Below are 20,071 nucleotides of genomic sequence, written 5' to 3'. Positions count from 1 at the left end.
TGGTCAGACCCCCCTCGGCTCGACCAGCATGCGGCCGCGCATCTCCATATGGAGCGCGTGACAGAACCACTGGCAGTAGTACCAGTGTACCCCGGGACGTTCGGCGACGAAGGTCACCGAGGCCGTTGCCTGCGGTGCCACCTCCATGGCGACGCCGAAGTTCGACAGGCAGAAGCCATGGGTCAGATCGTCGATGTCGTCCAGGTTGGTGACATAGACCGTGACCTCGTCGCCCTGCTTCACCGTGAACTTCTCCAGGCTGAAGACAGGCGCGACCGAGGTCATGTAGACCCGGACCTTGTTGCCGTCGCGGATCGGTTCCTCGGCACCATCTTCCAGATCGACCCCGTCGGCGGCGGCCTGGCGGACCGCATCGGCGAACATGGGATCGTCGCGCTTCCAGACGACCTCCGGGTTTACCTTGGAGCGATGAACCAGCACGCTGTCATGGGGCTCGGCGAAGGTCGGGCCGTCATGAACCACCTTCATCTCGTCGCCGGAGATATCGATGAGCTGCTCGTTCTCCGGCTTCAGCGGACCGACGTTCAGGAAGCGGTCCTTGGAGAACTTGTTCATCGAGATCAACCACTTGCCGTCGGCCTCTGCCGTCTCGCCCATGGAGGTGGAGTTGTGACCGGGCTGATAGTGGACGTCGACCTTGGAGATGATCGGGTCGACGTCGGACCCGGCATAGGCCTGGATTGCCTTGTCGATGTTCCACTTCACCACCTGGCTGTCGAGGAACAGCGTGGTGAAAGCATTGCCCTTGCCGTCGAAGGCCGTGTGCAGCGGGCCGAGGCCCAGTTGCGGTTCGGCTACGATGCAGGAACGTGGGTCGGCATCTTCCTCGAACAGGGCATCGACCTTGGTCACGTCGATGACCGAGACGGTGGGCGAGAGCTTGCCGTTGATCACCACGTGGCGCTTGTCCGGTGCCGTATTGCAGCCGTGCGGGCTGTTGGGGATCGGCACATAGCGGGTGTATTTCGATCCCTTGCGTCCGTCGAGCACGGGAACCCCGTGCAGTATCTGGACGTCGCCCGCTTTGACGCCCTCCTCGATGCGCTTGATGTTGAAGATCACGACATGGTCGGTTTCGCTGGCCGTCATCTCGGCCAGGTTCATGCCCATTTCCGAGTTGTAGCTGGTCGAGAAAGCGTACTTGCCCTGATAGTCCGCGTCGCAGTTGTCGAGGTTGCCGCTGACGATCACCTGCCAGGCGACTTTCATCTCATCGCCGTCGATGGCGCTGAAGATGTTTACGTAGTCTTCCGGCTTGTCGAGGATTGTGCCGTCGTTGATCAGCGGCGCCTCGTGTTCGCCATTGGCGAAGACATAGCCGGTGCGCGGGAACTTCTGCGGGCGCAGGCCGTGGATGTCCTTGGCGTTGGGAATCTCGATGATCTTATCGCACTTCATGACGTCGCAGCGCACGCGCGCAACGCGGGTGTTGGCCTTGTCGTTCATGAAGATGTAGCGCCCGTCATAGGTCCCGTCGGTGAAGGACATATGCGGATGGTGCAGATCGCCGTTGTCGTAGGTGACCTTGCCCTGTGCCTTGAGATAGGCCTTGGACTCCGGCAGCAATCCCTCGGTCAGGATCTTCAGCGACTCGTTGGTCTGTCCCCAGCCCGTCGCCGAGCAGCGGTTGAAGATTGGAACCCGCATCAGTTCGCGCATCGAGGGGATGCCGAGGATGCGCATTTCGCCGGCCTGGCCCGAGGACCAGAAACCGTAGTATTCGTCGAGTTCGCCCGGTTCCAGCTCGAAGGCGCCGCTTGCGGCCTGGGCCGGACGGCTCGCGGTAAGAACAGAGCCGCCGGCGGTCGCGGAGGCAAGCAGGGCGCCGCCGGCGGAGGCTCCGAGGAGATCGCGCCGGGTGATGGCCCAGGGGTTGCTCCGGGGGTTGTCCCGGGAATCGGATGTATCAGACATAACCTTTCTCCTTCGTAGAAACTGGGGCGGCGAGCTTGCCGTCATGAAGTTTGGGTGCCGATTTCATCCGCTCGGCGGCGGTTGCAAGGCGTTTCATCTGCCGGGCGACGACCGGACAACGCTCTTCCGACTGATAGAGCATCTGGCAGTGGAGACAGTTGACGCATTCGTTGGGATTGATCTCGCCGGTCGGATGGATCGCTTGCACCGGGCATTCGCTTGCGCAGGTTTTGCAGGGGCGCCCGCAGTCGTGATAGCGCTTCAGCCAGTCGAACATGCGCATCCGCGCCGGGATCGCCAGAGCCGCGCCCAGCGGACAGAGATAGCGGCAATAGAAGCGCTCAACGAAGAGGCCGATGATCAGCAGGCCGACCGCGAAGATGACAAACGGCCATTCACGGGCGAACTTCAGGATGATCGCGGTCTTGAAGGGTTCGACCTCGGCATAGGCCTCCGCCAGCGGGATCGAGGCGAGGGAGATGCCGAAGAGGCCGAAGAAGATCATGTACTTGATCGGCCAGAGCCGCTCGTGCAGGCCCCAGGGCAGTTCCCACTGCGGCACCCGTAGCGCTCTGGCGATGCGGTTGGTCAGTTCCTGCAGGGCCCCGAAGGGGCAGAGCCAGCCGCAATAGGCGCCGCGGCCCCAGAACACCAGGGCGGCGGCAACGGAGAACCAGAGAATGAAAACCAGCGGGTCGAGAAGGAAGGCATCCCAGGTGAAATCGGTTCTCAACGCGCCTGCCAGGGCCATCAGATTGACGACCGAAAGCTGGGCATTGGCGTACCAGCCGAGAAAGACCAACGTGACTGTCAGGTAACCCATGCGGAACCAGAACAGCCCGCGTTCGCTGACGGTCGCCTGGCGTTGAAAGAAGAAGAGGCCGGTGAGGACGATCAGCATGACGCTGAGCCCGGCGATCTCGATCTTCCGCTCGCGCCAGACCCGCTGCCAGAGGGCTGCCTTGGCAGCGGCCTCTTCGCTCGCGTCATCGACCGCCACGGCGAGGGGTAGAAGATAACGCTCCGGCAGGCGATAACCGAGATCGAAGGTGAGGAAGCTCTTTTCGACCGGTCCGACCGCGCGCTGGGCCAACAGTTGCAACCGCCAGGGTGCCGCCGGATCGAAGTCCGCGTCGGCGGGAATCTTGAAGAGATCCAGTTCGCCGAAGGAGGGTGCGCCCGCCGCCGCGATTTCACCGAGGCGGCGGTGCTGGCGGTCGAAGAAGCGCACCGAGCGGTCGCCCTGGATCAGCTGGATGCGGTCGAAGATCCCGCCGCGGACATAGCCGGAGCCCTTGAAGGAATAGCGCCCGCGCCCGGCCACCAGGATGGCGTGTTCGCCTTCGTCCAGCCAGGCGGTCAGGTTGGCGTATTCCGCCTCGCCCAGCAGGCTGAGCCCGATGGAGGGCACGCTGACCAGGGCGGCCTTCATGTCGATGAAGGTGTCGGTCTCGCGCCCTTTCTCTGGCCGTGCCGCTGCCTTTGCGTCGCCGGTGGCGGCGAAGGCGGCGTTGATCTGGCCGACATCGATGGCCAGGCTGCGCAGCGAACCGTCGCCTGCCAGGGTCACCCAGTCCTCCTGCCGTTGCAGGCCGGGATCGAGCGCCCGCTGCGGCCCGCGGGCTTCGGGGGCGAGACCGCCGAGCCCCAGGGTCCGGGCCACCTTCAGCCCGCCACGCACCACCGAGTCGTCGATCACCATGATGGTCACGGTTGCCCCGGAAATAATGTCGAGGTCATGGGCCGAGCCGCCCGCCGCCGCTTCGGCCTTGAGGTCGAGGCCGGCGTAGCTTTCCGTCAGTTCGCGTACCTCGGCCTCGGGAATGCCGATGAGAACGATCGGCTCCGAGTGCTCGACCAGTTGGACGCCGGTCAGAACGGCCTCCGGCGAGATCGCCGCGACCACGTGGATCGGCTTGCCCGAATAGCCCGTGGTGCCGACGAAGTCCGAGGTCAGAAAGGCCCAGGCCAGGGTTTCGCCGTCTCTCAGGACAGGGGCGACGGGTATGTCGTCGCGCAGGGCCCCGAAGCCCGTCGCGCCGGGAACCAGGTCCGATGCCTCAAGTTCAGCAATGAAACGCGGCAATTCCGCCTGTGCCAAAGCAACGGCAGGCTCTGCAACCAAGCCGGCGGCGAGGGCGAAAAGGGCTGTCAGGCATGCACCGAGGCGCATGGGGAGGGTCCTCCATAGCGGAGGACGGACTCTGCCGGCTTTCTGTTCTGTCCACCTTGACTATGGTCAAGCTGATTCATCCCGGTGCGCGTCTGCTGCTCCGGCGCTTCAGCACCGGGCAGGTGGCTTGATCGTGAAAGATCATCTGACAACGCAGGCAGAGCACGCATTCGTTCGGATTGATCCGGCCGATCGGATCGATCGCCCCGACCGTGCATTGCTGCTCGCAGAGCCGGCATTCGCGCCCGCACTGCGGGCGGCGGCGCAGCCAGTCGAAAAGCTTCAGCTTTGCCGGGATGGCCAGGGCGGCCCCCAGGGGGCAGAGATAGCGGCAGTAAAAGCGTTCGATGAAAAGCCCCGCGATCAGGACTACCGCGACGAAGGCCACGAAGGGCCAGGCCCGCAGGAAGTACATCGACATGGCGGTCTTGAAGGGTTCGGCCTCGGCCAGGATTAGGGCCTGTTCCATGGAATAGAAGGAGATGCCGAGGATCGCCACGAAAAGCGTGTACTTGATCACCCACAACCTTTCCTGCACCACGAAGGGCACGGCGATCTGCGGCACGCGCAGGCGCTGTGCGATCTGGTTGGTCAGCTCCTGCAGCGCGCCGAAGGGACAGAGCCAGCCGCAGTAGACGCCGCGCCCCCAGAACAACAGGCCGAGCGCGACGAAACCCCAGAGGATGAAGACGACCGGCTCGATGAGAAAAGTCTCCCAACGGAAGCCGCTGAGCAGGGAATGCAGAAAAGCCACGACGTGGACCACCGAGAGCTGACCGCCGGCGATCCAGCCGAGCCAGACCAGGGTGACCGTCAGAAAGGCAATCCGGCCCCAGCGCCAGAGCCGGGCGCGGCGTACGAAGGCTTCCTGGAAGAACAGGATGGCCGTGAGAACCGTCAGCATCAGCCCGACGCCAACGATTTCCACCCGCTTGTTCTGCCAGGTGGAGATCCAAAGCGGCTCGGCCTCCGCCAGCGTAACGGCCGGGCGCAGGAAACGCGCAGGCAGGCTGTAGGTCAGGGGGATCTCCATGACGGCCTCGCCCGTCGCCGCGCTGCGGCTTGCGCTCACCCTGATCTCGAAGGGTTGCGTCGGGTCGAAGCCGTCGGTCGACAGCCTGAACAGGCTGAGTTCCTTGAAGCCGGGCGCGTCCGATGGGGCGAGCCGGTCGAGGCGCTGATAGGCGTTGCTGGAGAGGCCGAAGGTCTGTGCGCCCTGTATCACCCGGATGCGGTCGAAAACGCCGCTGCGCCGCCAGGCCGTGCCGCGGTGGGACTGCAGACCGCGCGAGGCGACGAAAAGCGCCACCTCACCGGGCGCGAGCGCGCCCATCGCGCGTGTATAATTCTGCTGGCCGAGCAGGTTGCGGCCGATGGTCGGCGGGTCGAGAATTGCGGCCCAAAGATCGATGAAAGGCGCGTCACCCGACGGCGGTGGCGTGCTGGCACCGGCCAGCGCGATGCGTGCCTGGTCAAGCGTAACAACGGTGTTGGCGAGTGCGCCTTCCTCATGAAGGGCCGACCACGACAGGACCTCGAAGTTTTGCCGGTTGATGCCGTCGCCTTGCAAATCGCTTTCCAGTACAACGGTACGGGCCGTGCGCAGGATCGCATCGCGGATCACGCCGGTCGAGACAGTGGCCCGCGCAATGATGTCGGGCAGTTCCGATCGTTCGGCCGGATTGTCCGCCCGCAACCGGGTCAGGTCGACGCCTGCGAAGCCATCGACGTAGCGCGCGATATCGGCGGTGGAGATACCGAGGGTGAGAATCGGTTCGTTATGACGCATCAACTCGGCCCCCGCGATGCGACCGTTCTGGGAGATGGCGACGAGGATGTCGATGGGGCGTCCCGAGTAGCCCAGCGAGCGGGCGATCTCCCAGGTTGAGGCGATCTGTCCGACGGGTCCGCCGGGCGCTTCGACCGCCCAGCCGGGAACCGGCTTTTCCTGGCGCCTGAGCTGGAGCGGACCGACGGTTTTGAAAAGACGGGCGGCGATTGCCGCGTCCGGCGCGGCGGCCTCGATCGTGGTTGGCTGCAGCAGGCCACCCGCCGCCTGGCTGTCGTGCGACGGGGCGAAGAGAACGCAGGCCAGGAAGACCAGGACGAGGGATAGGAGGGGCCGCATCTGACGCTCCGCTTTCGGTGTTTGAACCCTGGCGCCGGCGGCTTTTAATCGCCTTAACGAAAGTCAAGGAAGCGGCGCCGGGTGCGGCGCATCTTCGGTCTCGTCCCAGCAGTGCAATGGAGAGATCGTCATGCACCCCCTTCGCGAAATCCGAAAGCTTGCGCTCCTCACAACCGTTGTTCTTCCGATGGCCTTCTTGGCAAACGGCGTCCTGGCGCAGGAAAAGCCGAAGCCTCATGGAGATGGCCCGGCGTCGTCCTATCAACCGAGCATGACGACTCTCGGCCAGATCGACGTCGAGATTCCCGGGCGCAAGCCCGGCGACCCGGTGATTTCGCCGGAGGAGTTCCAAGCCGCCAGCAAGATGTACTTCGAACGCTGTGCCGGCTGTCACGGGGTGCTGCGCAAGGGCGCTACCGGCAAACCGCTGACCACCGACATCACGCGCGAGAACGGCTACGAATATCTGCGCGACTTTATCAACTATGGATCGCCGGCGGGCATGCCGAACTGGGGTAGCTCCGGCGATATGACCGAAGGCCAGGTTGATCTGATGGCGCGTTATCTCCTGATCGAGCCGCCATCGCCGCCGGAGTTCGGCATGGCCGAGATGCTGGAGACCTGGAAGGTTCTGGTCGCGCCGGAGGACCGGCCGACCAAGAAGATGAATGATATCGATATCGACAACCTGTTCTCGGTCACGCTGCGCGATTCCGGTCAAGTCGCCCTGATCGATGGTGCGACCTACGAGATTCATGCGATTGTCGAAACCGGCTATGCGGTCCACATCTCGCGGATCTCAGCCTCGGGGCGTTACATCTACGTCATCGGCCGCGACGCCTTGATCAATATGATCGACCTGTGGATGGAGACGCCTGCGACCGTCGCCCAGATCAAGGTTGGCGCCGAAGCACGCTCGGTCGAGACCTCCAAGATGAAAGGCTGGGAAGACAAGTATGCCATCGCCGGCAGCTACTGGCCGCCGCAGTACGTCATTATGGACGGCGATACGCTTGAGCCGAAGAAGGTCGTCTCGACCCGCGGCATGGTCTACGACACCCAGGAATACCATCCCGAACCCCGGGTCGCCGCCATCGTCGCTTCCCATTACCGGCCTGAATTCATCGTCAACGTGAAGGAGACCGGCAAGATTCTGCTGGTCGACTATTCCGACATCAAGAACCTGAAGGTCACGGAGATCGAGGCCGAGCGGTTCCTGCATGACGGCGGGTTCGATTCCACCAAGCGCTACTTCCTGACGGCCGCCAATGCGCGCGGCAAGATCGCCGTGATCGACACCAAGGAGGGGTCGCTGACGGCGCTGCTGGAGAGCGGTGGCGAGACGCCGCATCCGGGACGCGGCGCAAACCTGAACCATCCGGTTTATGGGCCGGTCTGGGCGACCTCGCATCTTGGCGATGAAACGGTCGCACTGATCGGCACGGACCCGGAAGGCAATCCCGATCATGCCTGGAAGATGGTCCAGCAGCTCTATGCCCTTGGTGGCGGGTCGCTGTTCGTGAAGTCGCATCCGACCTCCAATCATCTCTATGTCGATACGCCATTGAACCCGGAGGCCGAGATCTCCGCTTCGATTGCCGTGTTCAAAGTCGATGAACTGGATCAGGAGGAACCGGAATACACCATCCTGCCGATCGGTGAGTGGGCCGGCATTGCCGAGGGTCAGCCGCGCGTCGTGCAGGGCGAGTTCAACAAGGACGGGAACGAGATCTGGTTCTCCGTCTGGAATGGCCGTGACCTCGAATCGGCGATCGTGATCGTGGATGACAAGACCTTGAAGATGAAACACGTGATCAAGGATCCACGTCTCATCACGCCCACCGGCAAGTTCAATGTCTTCAACACCCGTCAGGACGTTTACTGACGCAGCAAGCGGGGGCGGCCTTTGCCGGGCCGCCCCTTTTCCCACCGCCTAACCTTCAGCAGGGAGGACGCCATGAGGAAGCCAGGACAGGTATTTCTGGTCGGCGCCGGGCCGGGCGACCCTGAACTTCTGACCCTAAAGGCTGTGCGGCTGCTGGGATGTGCCCAGGCGGTGGTCTATGACCGCCTGGTCTCGGCGGAGGTATTGGCGTTGGCGCCGCCTCTGGCGCGGATGGTTCCGGTCGGAAAGGCACCCAAAGTACATCCGGTTCCCCAGGAACAGATCAACGAGATTCTGATCGACCTGGCGCTCGACGGTTTGACGGTGGTGCGCCTGAAGGGCGGTGACCCGCTGGTCTTCGGTCGCGGTTCTGAAGAGGTCGCGGCCTTGAACGCAGCCGGGATTCCGGTCGAGATCGCCCCCGGCATCACCGCGGCCCAGGGCGTGGCGGCGGCCACCGGCGTACCGCTGACCCACCGCGGGCTGGCAAACGGTTTGCGTTTCGTCACCGGCCACTGCCGCGACGACCGGCCGCTCGATCTGGATTGGCCGGGGCTGGCCGATCCCGATACCACCCTGGTTGTCTATATGGGCGCGGCCAACATCGCCGAGATCGCCGCCCGCCTGACCGGGCAGGGGATGCCGGCGTCCCTGCCGGTACTGGCGGTCGCCAGCGCCACCACGCCACGGGAGCGGCGGCTTGTTTCGCGTCTCGACCGGATCGCGGACGAAGCAGCGGCGGCGCAGTTCTCTGGCCCAGTGCTGTTTGTGATCGGCCGGGTCGTCTCGCTTTATCAAAGCTGCCCGGCCGAAATACTGGCCATGCTGGCGGCCCGGCCTGTGCAGGAAGCGGCCTATGCGTAGCGCCGCGATGGCCTTTCTGCTGTTTGCCTTGCCGGCGGCGGCGGCCGATCTGCCGCCGGGCCGTGCTGCGGAACTTGAACGCCTGGTGCTGCAGGACTGCGGGTCCTGCCACGGCCTGACGCTGAAAGGCGGGCTCGGACCGGACATCCGTGCCGGCACGCTCGCGGGGACGCCGCCGGAGAGTCTGGCCCATATCGTCCTGCAAGGCGTGCCCGGCACGCCGATGCCGTCCTGGCATCCGCTGTTGAACGAGGCGGAAGCGCAATGGATTGCCGAGTTCCTGTTGAAGGGAGGTGCCCCATGACCCGATTCATTGCCGCCGGCATGCTGTTCCTGACCATCTGCTTCACCGTCTGGATCAACACGGTACTGGCCGATACGCTCCGCGCCACCGGCGACCTGGGGGTGGTGGTGGAGCGCAGCACCGGCTCGCTGCTGATCGTCGATCAGTCCGAGCGCGCCGCAATCGGCCGCATCGAGGGCCTTGGCGATCTCTCCCACGCTTCTGTCGTTTTCTCGCCGGATCAGCGCTTCGCCTTTGTCTTCGGGCGCGACGGCGGGCTCAGCAAGGTCGACCTGCTGACCCAGACTGTTGCGGGCCGGGTTCTTCAGTCGGGTAACGCCATCGGTGGCGCGATCTCCGATGACGGCGCGCTGGTTGCCGTCTCCAACTACGAGCCGGGCGGTGTCAGGGTCTTCGATGCCGAGACCCTGGAGATGGTCGCGGATATCCCGACGGGCTCCAAGACCATCGGTCTGGTGGACGCCCCGGCCCGGCGTTTCGTTTTCACGCTCTGGGAGGCCGGGGAAACCTGGATCGCGGACTTCTCGCGCGATGAGCCCGAGATCACGCGGATCGAGGGTATCGGCAAAAACCCCTACGACGCTTTGATCACCGCCGACGGACGTCACTACATCGCCGGCCTGTTTGGCGAGGATGGGCTGACGGCGCTTGACCTGTGGCAGTCGCCGCCGCTGCCGCGGCGCATCCTTGGCGGCTATGGGCGCGGCGAGAAGGCTTTGCCGGTTTACAAGATGCCCCACCTTGAGGGCTGGGCCCTGGCCGGCGAGCGCTTTGTCCTGCCCGCCGTCGGCCGCCATGAGGTGCTCTGGGTCGATGCGCGCAGCCTAGAGGAGACCGGCCGCACGAAAACCCATGGCCAGCCCGTCTTCGCCGTTTCCCGGCCGGATGGACGTCAGGTCTGGGTGAACTTTGCCCATCCCCTGAACGATACAGTCCAGGTGATCGACACCCCTTCCGGCGAGGTGATCCATAGCCTGAAGCCGGGCCCTGCCGTGCTGCACATTGAATTCACCCCACGCGGTCATGAGGTCTGGGTATCGGTCCGCGATGCCGGGCGGATCGACATCTACGACACCCACAGTTTCGAAAAGCTCGGCGAGATCGCCGCCGAAACGCCCTCGGGCATCTTCTTCACCGCGCGTGCCCACCGCACGGGACTCTGAGCCATGAGCCCGATCCTGGACCCCATCGATCATGCCTTGCTGGACGGTTGGCAGCGCGACTTTCCCTTGGTCTCACGCCCCTTTGCGGTAATCGGCCAACAGCTGGATCTTTCCGAGGACCAGGTGCTTGACCGTCTGCGCCGGCTCTCCGGGGCCGGGGCGATCAGCCGCATCGGTGCGACCTGCCGGCCCAACACCGCCGGGGCCAGTACCCTGGCGGCGGTGGCGGCTCCGGACTTTCAGATTGATGAGGTCGCATCGATCATCGGCGCCGAGCCCGGTGTGAACCATTCCTACCTCCGCGAAAACAGGTGGAATGTCTGGTTCGTGGTGACCGGCCCTGACCGTGCCCACGTCGATGCGACGCTCAGTCGCATCCAGGAGAGAACCGGATTGGAGATTCTCGATCTGCCCTTGCTGCGCCCCTTCAACGTCAACCTGGGTTTTTCGCTGGATGGAACCAGCCGCTTGCCGACGACGCGGGACTCGGTGGACGCCGGCGTCCTGCTGCCTGAGGACCGGCCCATCATGCAGGCGCTGTCAAACGGTCTGCCCCTGGTGGCGCGTCCTTATGCCGATCTCAGCACCGCCCTGGGGCGCACCGAGGTTGAGATTCTGTCGCGCATCGCCGTTCTTGCCGAGGCAGGGATCCTGTCGCGCATCGGCGTGATCGTTCGCCACCGGGCGCTCGGCTGGCGCTCCAACGCCATGGTGGTCTGGGAACTGCCGGAAGCAGAGGTGGAGCGCGTCGGGCCCGCACTCACTGCCGTACGCGGTGTCACTCTCTGCTATCAGCGCCGCCCGGTGCCAGGCGTCTGGCCTTACACGCTCTACTGCATGATTCACGCCCGCACACGGGCCGAAGCCATGGCCGTACTGGATCGCGCCTGTGAGGAGGTGGGCTTGGCCGAGGTTCCTCATCAGGTGCTCTTCAGTATCCGTTGCTTCAAACAGACCGGCGCGCTGGTCGTTTCGCCGAACGGGGCCGCCGCATGAGAAAGCCGCCACCGAAACTGGACGCCGTCGACCGGCAGATCATCAATGCCTTGCAGGAAGGCTTTCCGCTTTCTCCGCGCCCCTATGCCGAGGCGGCGGCGCGTCTGGGCCTCAGCGAGAACAGCTTGATCGCCCGGCTCGCGATGTTGCGCGATGGCGGTGCCATCACCCGCTTCGGACCGTTTTTCGATGCAGCGGCGATGGGTGGGGCCTTCTGTCTCTGTGCCATGGCCGTCCCGGCGGCGCAGTTCGATGCGGTCGCGGCCAAGGTCAATGCCCATTCCGAAGTCGCGCACAACTACGAGCGCGCGCACCAACTGAACATGTGGTTTGTGCTGGCCACTGAGACAGCCGAGGAGATCGAAGCGGCGGCCTGCGCCATCGAGGCGGATACCGGTCTTTCCGTCCTCCGGTTTCCGAAGGAGGAGGAGTTCTTCATCGGCTTCAGGGTGGTGGCATGACCCTCTGCGCCCGCGACCGCCGGATCATCGAGGCGACGCAGTCGGGCCTGCCGCTGACCCCGGCACCCTATGCTGAAGTTGCCGCAAGCCTGGGCCTTGAGGAAGGCGAGGTGATCAGCCGTTTGGCGGCGCTGCAGGCGCGCGGCGTGGTCCGCCGGATCGGTGTCGCGCCCAACCACTATGCGATGGGGATGGTTGCGAACGGGATGACGGTCTGGGATGTCGAGGACGCGGAGTCGAGCCGGCTCGGCGCGGCCGTCGGCGCTCTCGACTTCGTCTCTCACTGCTATCTCAGGCCGCGCGCCCAGCCGGTTTGGCCCTACAACCTCTTTGCCATGGTCCACGGCGCCGATCGAGACGAGGTGGAGGAGAAGCGCGCCGGCATCGCGGCGCTGCTGGGCGACGCCTGTCGCAGCAGCGAGGTCCTCTATTCGACCCGGATCCTGAAGAAGACCGGATTGCGGCTCACCCGGAAAGGAGCGCCCTGATGTTCCGCCTGTCCCACTACATGCGCCAACTTGTCTCGCCGACGCCGCTGCGGCCAAGGCGTCATCCGGTGAAGCCGGTGGTGATCTGGAATCTGACGCGGCGCTGCAATCTGCGCTGCCGGCATTGCTACTCAGTCTCCGCCGACAGGGACTTCCCGGGCGAGCTGACGCACGAACAGGCGATGGAGGTGCTGGAAGATCTGGGAAAGTTCGACATTCCCGCCCTGATCCTCTCCGGCGGAGAGCCCCTGGACCGCCATGACCTGTTTCAGATCGCCGCACGCGCCCGGGAGATGGGGGTGTATCTGGCGCTCTCAAGCAACGGCACCAGGATCGTCGGAGAGCAGGCCGACCGCGTGGCCGAAATCGGTTTCGATTATGTCGGCATAAGCCTGGATGGCATCGGCAAGACAAATGACTGGTTTCGCGGCCAGGACGGTGCTTTCGACCAGGGGCTTGCCGGGGTCAGGGCTTGTAAGAATCGCGGCATCAAGGTGGGTCTGCGTTTTACCCTTACCGAGGACAATGCGCATCAACTCCGCGATCTTCTGGCGCTGGCCGACGCTGAGGGCGTGGACAAGTTCTACCTGTCTCACTTGGTCTATGCCGGGCGCGGCGACAAACACCGCGGCGCCGATGCAAGCTGGCGGCGCTCGCGTCATGCCATGGATCTTTTGATCGACCGGGCCTGGATTGCGGCAGCGGAGGACATGCCACTGGACATCGTGACCGGCAACAACGACGCGGACGCGGTCTACTTTCTGCGCTGGGCGGCGGAGAACTTCTCGGCCGACAAGGTTGAACACCTGCGCGCGCATCTTGCGTCCTGGGGCGGCAATGCCTCGGGCGTCGGTGTCGCCAACATCGATCCGCAGGGCCGGGTCCACCCGGACACCTACTGGTCGGACTACACGATCGGCAGTGTGAAAGAGCGGAAGTTCTCCGAGCTTTGGAGCGGCGACGATCCGATGCTGGCCCAGCTTCGCCGACGGCCGCGCCCGCTGAAGGGCCGCTGCGGGGCCTGCGCCCATCAGGATGTCTGCGGCGGCAACACCCGTATCCGGGCGTTGCAGCTGACCGGTGACCCCTGGGCCGAGGACCCGGCCTGTTACATGAGCGACGCGGAAATCGGTGTCGAGGGTGGAGATCGCCTGACCGTGACGCCCTTCCGGGGAAAAAGTCATGATCCGCTTCATCGCTTTCTCTAGCGCCCTGGTCCTCTTCGCGGGCCTCGGTGCTGCCGACCCTGTGGTACCGGCAGAGCAGTTGTATTTCGAACACTGCGCCGCCTGCCACGGCACCGACCGTCTGGGCGGGACGGGACCGGCCCTGATCCCGGAAACCCTGAAGCGCATGCGTGGCCCGAAACTCGCCACGGTGATCGGCGCGGGCCGGGCGGCAACCCAGATGCCGGCTTTCGGCGAGACACTGACCGCCGAAGAGATTGCCGCGGTTATCGACTATGTGAAGGTCCCCCTGAAAGAGGTTCCGGACTGGGGCCCGGCGCAGATCGCAGCCAGCCGCCAGCTGGACCCGGGCTATCGGCCCGCCGCGGCGCCGGTCTTCGATGCCGACCCGATGAATGTCTTTCTGGTCGTCGAAACCGGCGATCACCATGTCAGCGTGGTCGACGGCGACCGGTTCACCGTCATGGACCGGTTTCCAACGCCCTTTGCGGTTCATGGCGGCCCGAAGTTCACGCCCGAGGGTCGCTTCGTCTTCATCATGTCGCGTGACGGCTGGGTGCAGAAGTATGACCTCTGGTCTCTGGCCGAGGTCGGGCGGATCCGTGCCGGGCTGAACAGCCGCAACATCGCGATCTCCAAGGACGGCCGCTATCTGGCAGTCGCGAACTATCTGCCGCGAACGCTGACCATCCTCTCGACCGCGGATCTCTCGGTCGAACGGGTCTTCGATGTGGTGGCGAGGAACGGCGAAGCATCGCGGGTCTCGGCTGTCTATCAGGCGCCTCAGCGCGACAGCTTCATTCTCGCCCTGAAAGACGCTCCGGAAATCTGGGAGATCGCCACCGATCCCGCTGCCGAAGCTGTCTATGAAGGCAAGGTCCACAGCTACGAGAAAGGCATGGTGGAGGCTCTGCCGTCTTCCGAAGGGCTTTTTGCCCTCCGGCGGATCGAGGTGGGTGAGCCGATCGACGATTTCTTCTTCACGCCGGACTATCGCCACCTGATCGGTGCGTCGCGCGACGGCGCACGGGGTGTCGTGGTCAACCTCCACGTCGGCCGCGAAATCGCCGAGCTGCCGTTACCGGGCCTGCCGCACCTCGGTTCGGGGATCTCCTGGTTCAACGATGGGCGGCGGGTGATGGCGACGCCACATCTGAAGGAAGCGCGGCTGTCGGTTATCGACATCGAGACCTGGCAGGTCGTAAAAACCATTGAAACGCTGGGCCCCGGCTTCTTCCTGCGCAGCCACGAGAACGCCGCCCATGTCTGGGCGGATGTTTTCTTCGGCCCGAACCGTGATGCGGTCCATGTCATCGACAAGCAGTCTCTGGGAATCGTGAAGACGCTGCGGCCGGTGCCCGGTGCGACGGTCGCCCATGTCGAATTCGACCGCGATGGCCGCCACGCCCTGGTCAGCGTCTGGGAAGATGACGGCGCGGTGATCGTCTACGACGCCGCGACACTGGAAGAAGTCACCCGTTTGCCGATGCGCAAGCCGTCAGGAAAGTACAATGTCTGGAACAAGGTCACCTTCTCTGAAGGCACTAGCCACTGAGCCACGCTCAGCACTGATCGTCGCTCACGGCGCTCCTTCGACACCCTGGGGACCGGAGATGGCGATGCGCAGCTTGGCCGAGCAGGTCTCCGGCTACTTGCCGGGTTGGCACGTTCGCGGCGCGACCCTGGCGGGGGAAGGCGCGGTCGAAGCGGCATTGGAGACGATTGGCGGCGTGCGGCCCCTGATCTATCCGTTCTTTATGGCGGACGGGTGGTTCGTCCGTAAGATGCTGCCGCAGAAGATTCGCAGTATTCAGGGCGACAGCTTCGACATCTTGCCGCCTCTCGGCCTCGATCCCGCAGTCTCGGCGTTCTGTCTGGATTATCTTCGTAACGCGGCTCTGCATGAAGACCTGCAGCCCGAAAAGACAACGATCCTCTTGGCTGCCCACGGATCGCCGTCGGATCCGCGACCACGCAAAGCCGTCGATCGGGTCGCCCGGTTCATCACAGCGGCAGATGTGTTCCGCGCGCTTCACCTCGGCTTCATCGACGAGCAACCTTACGTCGCCGAGGCCGCCAGGGTCGACGGGTCGGCACTTTGCCTGCCGTTTTTCGCGGGAAGGGGCGGGCATGTCGAGATAGACCTGCCCGAAGCGCTCGCCGGTGCAGCCTTCCCCGGACGGCTGCTCGACCCGATCGGCCTGCGGCCGGGCGTTGCGGGGATCATTGCCGCCGCTCTTGCGCGAAGCCGGGTGTCGAGGCCGGATTGTTTTGCCACATCCCTTGGATCAGGGCCTGCGCGAACTTGTCTTCGATAACGACGGCGAATTCGACATGGCCCTCGCCAAGTTTTTGCGTCAAGCCCCGGCCGTGTCTTGTTCATTTTCCAACTGGTGCCGACTCAGGCGTCATTTATAAGGGTGTCTCAGCCTGCCCGCGGGCGATCTCCAAGACTGCCCCGGCCTCCTCGATGCCGCTGCGGGCCCGGTCGGATATTGCCGCGCCGGTAATGACCCTGGCGAATTCGCCCAGTCCGGTAAGGGCGTGCAGGGCGGTCTTATCGAACTTGGTGTGATCCACCAGAAGGTGGCGGGTGTCGGCGGCGGCAATAATCGCCCTCTTTGTCTTTACGATTTCCTGGTCCTGATGGAATGCAGTGCCGTCCGAGACGGACGAGGTCGAAATGAACGCCTGGTCGGCGCGGATCGAATCCAGCGCCTGCTCGGTAAGAAGCCCGAAGAAGCCGTGAAAGCGTTTGTTGTAGTCGCCGCCCAGCGAGATGAGCTTCAACCCCTGGATGCCCATCATGGTACTCATGACGTTGGCGTTGTTGGTGATCAGGGTGAGGGGACGGCGCTCCAGAAGAAACCGCGCCATTTCGGCAATTGTGGAGCCATCATCGAGGATGATCGACTGCCCGGGTTCCACATGCTCCGCGGCAGCCTGGGCAATGGCGCGCTTCTCATCCGTTGCGAGCCGGGCGCGGTAAACAAAGTCACTTTCGAACTGCGAGCTCGACTGCACGGTTGCGCCGCCGCGGACCTTGCGAAGCAGGCTCTCCGTTTCAAGCTGATCCAGGTCCCGGTGGACGGTCATCTTGCTTACAGCAAAAAGCTCGGCGATTTCATCAACGCTTGCCGATCCCGCCTCCATCAGGAACTCCATGATGGCCTGTCGCCTTGCCTCTGCCTTCACGCCGCACCCCTTTTTCTTATTGGAACTTTCCAGTTTTCAGGTCGATGCGATGTTTACACAGCAGGGTCTGGGATAGCGAGGTGATTTGGCGCCTGTTCTCTTCGGGCGTCCAGCCCTTTACGCGGGCCATGATCGCGACGAGTGTCCCGGCGCTCTCCAGCGTGATGTTGCCGCTCAGGGCCAGGGGCAGGCGGCGGAGGACGAGGTCGCTGACGCTTTCGCACATTTCAGCTTCTGCTATGTAGACGATCTCAGCTTCCGAAATACCTGGGAGCCCGGGGATGGTTTGACCGCCCTCTACATCCAGCGAGGCAACTTCTCTGGCCCGGCTGCCATAGCGCGAAACCAGGGCCCAGGCGCGGGCGCGGTCTCCACCGAGGATGCTTTCGATTTCACCGGCCAGGCCGGCCAGGTCCTCGACCTGAGCAGAGAGCCCGCGGCCACCGCCGATCTTCAGATCCTCGGTTGTCTGGCGACGGTGTTTTCCCAAGCGCTTCAGGACCGCGTCGCCGGCCTCCGCTGCAAAGGCACGATAGGTGGTCCACTTGCCGCCGATCAGCGACAGGATAGGATAGGGGCGCTCTGCCGAAGGTTCGTGAACGTGGATCGAGTGGTCGCGGGTCACTGCATCCGGATGAGCGCCGTTGGATATGGGCAGCGGCCGGACGCCGGAATAGGTGAAGACGATATTACTGCGGGTCACGTCGAGCTTTGGAAAAACTGAACGGAGCGCCGCGAACATATAGTCAACCTCCCCGTCGTCACATGCCACGTCGTCGGCTTTTTCGACAGGAATGTCGGTTGAGCCCAGAAGTACTCTGCCGGCCAATGAAGTGACGAGGCAGATGCGGCCATCACCCGGATCGAAGTAAATCATGCGCCCGGCAAGAACGTCATGTAATGCAGGAAGGTCGAGCAGGATATGCGAACCCTTGGCGCCTGCAATCAGGCCGGACCGGGCGCCCATCGCGGTATTCGCAGCGTCGATCCAGGGGCCGGTTGCGTTGACGACAAGATCTGCGCGGATCTCATGCCGCTCGCCGGCTATTTCGTCGCGCAGCACCAGCTTGCCTTCCCGGGTTTCCATCAGGTTGCAATGGTTCAGTGCGATCGAGCCGGGATTGGCAGCCATTCCGTCCTGGGCCAGTTCCACCCCCAGCCGCTCGGGCATTGTAATCTGTGCGTCGAAATAGGACGCCGCGTAGCGGAAGCTGTGATTTATGCCTGGAAATGCGGCACGCAGGTCCCAACCGGAGATCATGCGGTGTTTCGGCGCAACACGGTTCCGGCGGCTGTAAAAATCGTAGGCGGCGAGGCCGGCCTTGACGATCATGCGGCCGCGCCGTTTCAGTTTGCCCGACCCGCCCAGGAACCGGCAGAGGGAAGCTATTTCGCCGCCGAACAGGGTTTCGATCGGCAGGATCATTTCAAGAGGCCGCACAAGGTGCGGTGCGTTTTTGAGCAGTCGATTGCGTTCGCGGACCGATTCCTGGACCAGACGAAAGTCGCCGGTTTCAAGATACTTCAAACCGCCATGGATCATGCGCGACGGCGCGGCGCTGGTGCCCGAGCAAAAGTCCCCCCGATCGACGATCAGGCAGTCGATGCCCTGTTGGCAGAGATCGTGGAAAGCCCCCAGTCCATTGATTCCCGCACCTACAACCACCACTGAATAGTGACCCTTTGCCCGCATGGTGTCGATGCGGCTTTGTCGGGATATCGCGGCCTTGTCCGGCATCGCCCGCGTCTGTCCCATGTGGTTCGTCATGTCCAGGGTCACTCGCCGCGTAGCCCCCTCCATTCCGACCGAAGCTGATGGATGGTGCTCTTGTAGCGCTGGTAGCCGTCGTCCAATGTGCGGTGGACCTGCGGTCTTGGCGAGAAGGTCGAGGATACCGAGACCGTCCGCCGCGCGGCTTCTCCAAGATCGCCGTAAAGGCCAACCGCGACCGCGCCGCAGAGCGCCGCGCCGAGGGCGCCGGCTTCGTCAACATCAACCGTTTCCAGGTCGAGCCCCAGGCCGTCGGAGAAGAGTTGACAGATACGCGGGCTGCGGGAACTGCCGCCGGTAAGGCGTGCGCCCTTGATATGAAAGCCGGACCTGAGGGCGTCGACGTGATGGCGGTGGTTGAACACCACGCCCTCCAGCAGCGCGCGCATCATATGGCCGCGGTGCTGCCAGCCCTGAAGGCCCAGGAAGGCGGCGCTTGAGTCGTTTCCGTGAGGTGAGCCGTAGAGAAACGGGTGATAGACGCTCCGGCTGTCGCCGGCGAAGGCTTCCGAGAGTTCTTCCTCGAGATAGTCATAGGCTGAGCCGCCTCTTTCTTCCGCCAGGCGGATCGCGTCGCGGCAGCATTGTTTGACGAACCAGTCGATGTTCGCGCTGGATGCCGGCGATAGCGTCATGTTCATCCATTCGCCACGGCGGAAAGAGTTCCGGCAGTACCATTCCGGGCTGGGTTTGGGCTCACCGGAGATGATCTCGTTTACACTGAAGGTCCCGGCCAAGATAGAAACGACACCCTGTTCCGCGACACCCGATCCGATAGCCGAGGCGGTTACGTCGTGCAGCCCGGCCGCAACCGGTGTTCCGACCTTCAGGCCTGTGGCTTCGGCCGCTTCGGGGGTGATCTCGCCCATAACGGCGCAGGGATCATGCGCTTCAGGCAGGGCCCGTTCCATTTCCTCGAGGCCGAAGAGCCGCAGGGCGGCCGCGCTGTAGTCCTGCGTGTCGGGATCGACAAAGGCGGTGCTTGCCTCTGTCCAGTCCGTCGCGATCTCGCCGGTCAGCTTGTATCGAAGCCAGTCCTTGCAGGAGAGTACCCAGCGGATGCGGCCATAGCGCTCCGGCTCGTTTTCCTTGATCCACCGTAGCAGCGCAGAGGGGGCGGGCGCGTAGGGCATCTGACCGGTAATTTTCAGTGCCTCGTCATGGACGCCTTCAGCTTCCCATCGTTCGATCACCGGTGCCGAGCGGCTGTCCAGCGACACAATTCCGTTGCCCAGGGGGGCTCCGTCTTCATCCACCAGATAGAGGCCGTCCCCATGGCCGGTCGCCGTCACGGCGGCGATCTGCGAGGGATCGATCCCTGCCTGCGCGACCGCCTGGCGGATCGCCTGGCAGGTCATTTGCCAGTGCACGTTCATGTCACGCTCGACGAAACGGGGCCGCGGCTTGATCCGCACGACTTCGCAGTCTCCCAGCGAGATCAGGCTGCCGGCTTCCGAAAAGACCGCTGCCTTGGTCACCGTGTTCCCGCTGTCGATGCCGAGGATGAAGCTGTCGGTCACG

At 63.9% G+C, this 20,071-nt stretch carries 16 protein-coding genes; 10 read left to right on the top strand and 6 right to left on the bottom strand.

The window, feature by feature from the left end; translation table 11 throughout:
* Positions 1-3: 3 nt before the first annotated feature.
* From nosZ to HBA54_RS13945, 3 genes are all read right to left on the bottom strand, one after another.
* Positions 4-1,935, bottom strand: coding sequence for a TAT-dependent nitrous-oxide reductase (gene nosZ, locus HBA54_RS13955; RefSeq protein WP_167225578.1), 1,932 nt, complete (start codon positions 1,933-1,935; stop codon positions 4-6).
* Entirely contained in the window at positions 1,928-4,108 is a 2,181-nt protein-coding gene (locus tag HBA54_RS13950) for a NosR/NirI family protein (protein WP_167225576.1), read from the bottom strand. Before HBA54_RS13950 ends, nosZ begins: the two co-directional genes overlap by 8 nt.
* A gap of 76 nt (positions 4,109-4,184) precedes the next feature.
* Positions 4,185-6,236 (bottom strand): NosR/NirI family protein, encoded by a 2,052-nt coding sequence (locus HBA54_RS13945; RefSeq protein ID WP_167225574.1) that lies wholly within the window; start codon positions 6,234-6,236, stop codon positions 4,185-4,187.
* Positions 6,237-6,366: 130 nt separating this feature from the next.
* Between HBA54_RS13945 and HBA54_RS13940 the strand changes: the two genes are divergently transcribed.
* From HBA54_RS13940 to HBA54_RS13895, 10 genes are all read left to right on the top strand, one after another.
* The gene (locus HBA54_RS13940) at positions 6,367-8,121 is read left to right on the top strand and encodes a nitrite reductase (protein WP_167225572.1); all 1,755 of its coding nucleotides are present in this window, start codon (positions 6,367-6,369) and stop codon (positions 8,119-8,121) included.
* 72 nt (positions 8,122-8,193) lie between these two features.
* Positions 8,194-8,985 carry a uroporphyrinogen-III C-methyltransferase gene (gene cobA / locus HBA54_RS13935; protein WP_167225570.1) on the top strand — a complete coding sequence of 264 codons (792 nt, stop codon included), beginning with the start codon at positions 8,194-8,196 and terminating at the stop codon, positions 8,983-8,985.
* Positions 8,978-9,289, top strand: coding sequence for a c-type cytochrome (locus HBA54_RS13930; protein ID WP_167225568.1), 312 nt, complete (start codon positions 8,978-8,980; stop codon positions 9,287-9,289). Before cobA ends, HBA54_RS13930 begins: the two co-directional genes overlap by 8 nt.
* Positions 9,286-10,452 carry a cytochrome D1 domain-containing protein gene (locus HBA54_RS13925; protein WP_167225566.1) on the top strand — a complete coding sequence of 389 codons (1,167 nt, stop codon included), beginning with the start codon at positions 9,286-9,288 and terminating at the stop codon, positions 10,450-10,452. Before HBA54_RS13930 ends, HBA54_RS13925 begins: the two co-directional genes overlap by 4 nt.
* A gap of 3 nt (positions 10,453-10,455) precedes the next feature.
* Positions 10,456-11,448, top strand: a complete 993-nt coding sequence (ahbB, locus tag HBA54_RS29100) for a siroheme decarboxylase subunit beta (protein ID WP_167225564.1) — start codon at positions 10,456-10,458, stop codon at positions 11,446-11,448.
* Positions 11,445-11,909, top strand: coding sequence for an Lrp/AsnC family transcriptional regulator (locus HBA54_RS13915; protein ID WP_167225562.1), 465 nt, complete (start codon positions 11,445-11,447; stop codon positions 11,907-11,909). Before ahbB (HBA54_RS29100) ends, HBA54_RS13915 begins: the two co-directional genes overlap by 4 nt.
* Entirely contained in the window at positions 11,906-12,397 is a 492-nt protein-coding gene (ahbB, locus tag HBA54_RS13910) for a siroheme decarboxylase subunit beta (protein WP_167225560.1), read from the top strand. Before HBA54_RS13915 ends, ahbB (HBA54_RS13910) begins: the two co-directional genes overlap by 4 nt.
* Positions 12,397-13,605, top strand: a complete 1,209-nt coding sequence (gene nirJ / locus HBA54_RS13905; protein ID WP_167225558.1) for a heme d1 biosynthesis radical SAM protein NirJ — start codon at positions 12,397-12,399, stop codon at positions 13,603-13,605. Before ahbB (HBA54_RS13910) ends, nirJ begins: the two co-directional genes overlap by 1 nt.
* Positions 13,580-15,139 (top strand): nitrite reductase, encoded by a 1,560-nt coding sequence (locus tag HBA54_RS13900; protein WP_167225556.1) that lies wholly within the window; start codon positions 13,580-13,582, stop codon positions 15,137-15,139. The genes nirJ and HBA54_RS13900 overlap by 26 nt, the downstream gene beginning before the upstream one ends.
* 73 nt (positions 15,140-15,212) lie before the next feature.
* Positions 15,213-15,902 (top strand): sirohydrochlorin chelatase, encoded by a 690-nt coding sequence (locus tag HBA54_RS13895; RefSeq protein WP_167225554.1) that lies wholly within the window; start codon positions 15,213-15,215, stop codon positions 15,900-15,902.
* 94 nt (positions 15,903-15,996) lie between these two features.
* Here the strand turns inward: HBA54_RS13895 and HBA54_RS13890 are convergent, their stop codons facing one another.
* The 3 genes from HBA54_RS13890 to HBA54_RS29670 are packed head-to-tail and all read right to left on the bottom strand — an operon-like array spanning position 15,997 to position 20,070.
* Complete coding sequence (locus HBA54_RS13890) at positions 15,997-16,779, bottom strand: DeoR/GlpR family DNA-binding transcription regulator (RefSeq protein WP_167225552.1); 783 nt, start codon at positions 16,777-16,779, stop codon at positions 15,997-15,999.
* 16 nt (positions 16,780-16,795) lie between these two features.
* On the bottom strand, positions 16,796-18,559 hold the full coding sequence (locus HBA54_RS13885; RefSeq protein WP_205944645.1) for a glycerol-3-phosphate dehydrogenase/oxidase: 1,764 nt from the start codon (positions 18,557-18,559) through the stop codon (positions 16,796-16,798).
* The gene (locus HBA54_RS29670) at positions 18,556-20,070 is read right to left on the bottom strand and encodes an FGGY-family carbohydrate kinase (RefSeq protein WP_167225548.1); all 1,515 of its coding nucleotides are present in this window, start codon (positions 20,068-20,070) and stop codon (positions 18,556-18,558) included. The genes HBA54_RS13885 and HBA54_RS29670 overlap by 4 nt, the downstream gene beginning before the upstream one ends.
* Position 20,071 lies beyond the last annotated feature (1 nt).

The sequence above is a fragment of the Pelagibius litoralis genome, assembly GCF_011683915.1.
GTDB lineage: Bacteria > Pseudomonadota > Alphaproteobacteria > Kiloniellales > Kiloniellaceae > Pelagibius > Pelagibius litoralis.
This window is presented reverse-complemented; position numbering and strand designations above follow the sequence as displayed.

Coding starts and splice junctions, on each gene's coding strand:
- ahbB (WP_167225564.1), top strand. CDS start 10,456: ATGAGCCCGATCCTGGACCCCATCGATCATGCCTTGCTGGACGGTTGG.
- HBA54_RS13900 (WP_167225556.1), top strand. CDS start 13,580: ATGATCCGCTTCATCGCTTTCTCTAGCGCCCTGGTCCTCTTCGCGGGC.
- HBA54_RS13925 (WP_167225566.1), top strand. CDS start 9,286: ATGACCCGATTCATTGCCGCCGGCATGCTGTTCCTGACCATCTGCTTC.
- HBA54_RS13940 (WP_167225572.1), top strand. CDS start 6,367: ATGCACCCCCTTCGCGAAATCCGAAAGCTTGCGCTCCTCACAACCGTT.
- HBA54_RS13930 (WP_167225568.1), top strand. CDS start 8,978: ATGCGTAGCGCCGCGATGGCCTTTCTGCTGTTTGCCTTGCCGGCGGCG.
- cobA (WP_167225570.1), top strand. CDS start 8,194: ATGAGGAAGCCAGGACAGGTATTTCTGGTCGGCGCCGGGCCGGGCGAC.
- ahbB (WP_167225560.1), top strand. CDS start 11,906: ATGACCCTCTGCGCCCGCGACCGCCGGATCATCGAGGCGACGCAGTCG.
- HBA54_RS13915 (WP_167225562.1), top strand. CDS start 11,445: ATGAGAAAGCCGCCACCGAAACTGGACGCCGTCGACCGGCAGATCATC.
- HBA54_RS13950 (WP_167225576.1), bottom strand. CDS start 4,108: ATGCGCCTCGGTGCATGCCTGACAGCCCTTTTCGCCCTCGCCGCCGGC.
- nirJ (WP_167225558.1), top strand. CDS start 12,397: ATGTTCCGCCTGTCCCACTACATGCGCCAACTTGTCTCGCCGACGCCG.
- HBA54_RS13945 (WP_167225574.1), bottom strand. CDS start 6,236: ATGCGGCCCCTCCTATCCCTCGTCCTGGTCTTCCTGGCCTGCGTTCTC.
- nosZ (WP_167225578.1), bottom strand. CDS start 1,935: ATGTCTGATACATCCGATTCCCGGGACAACCCCCGGAGCAACCCCTGG.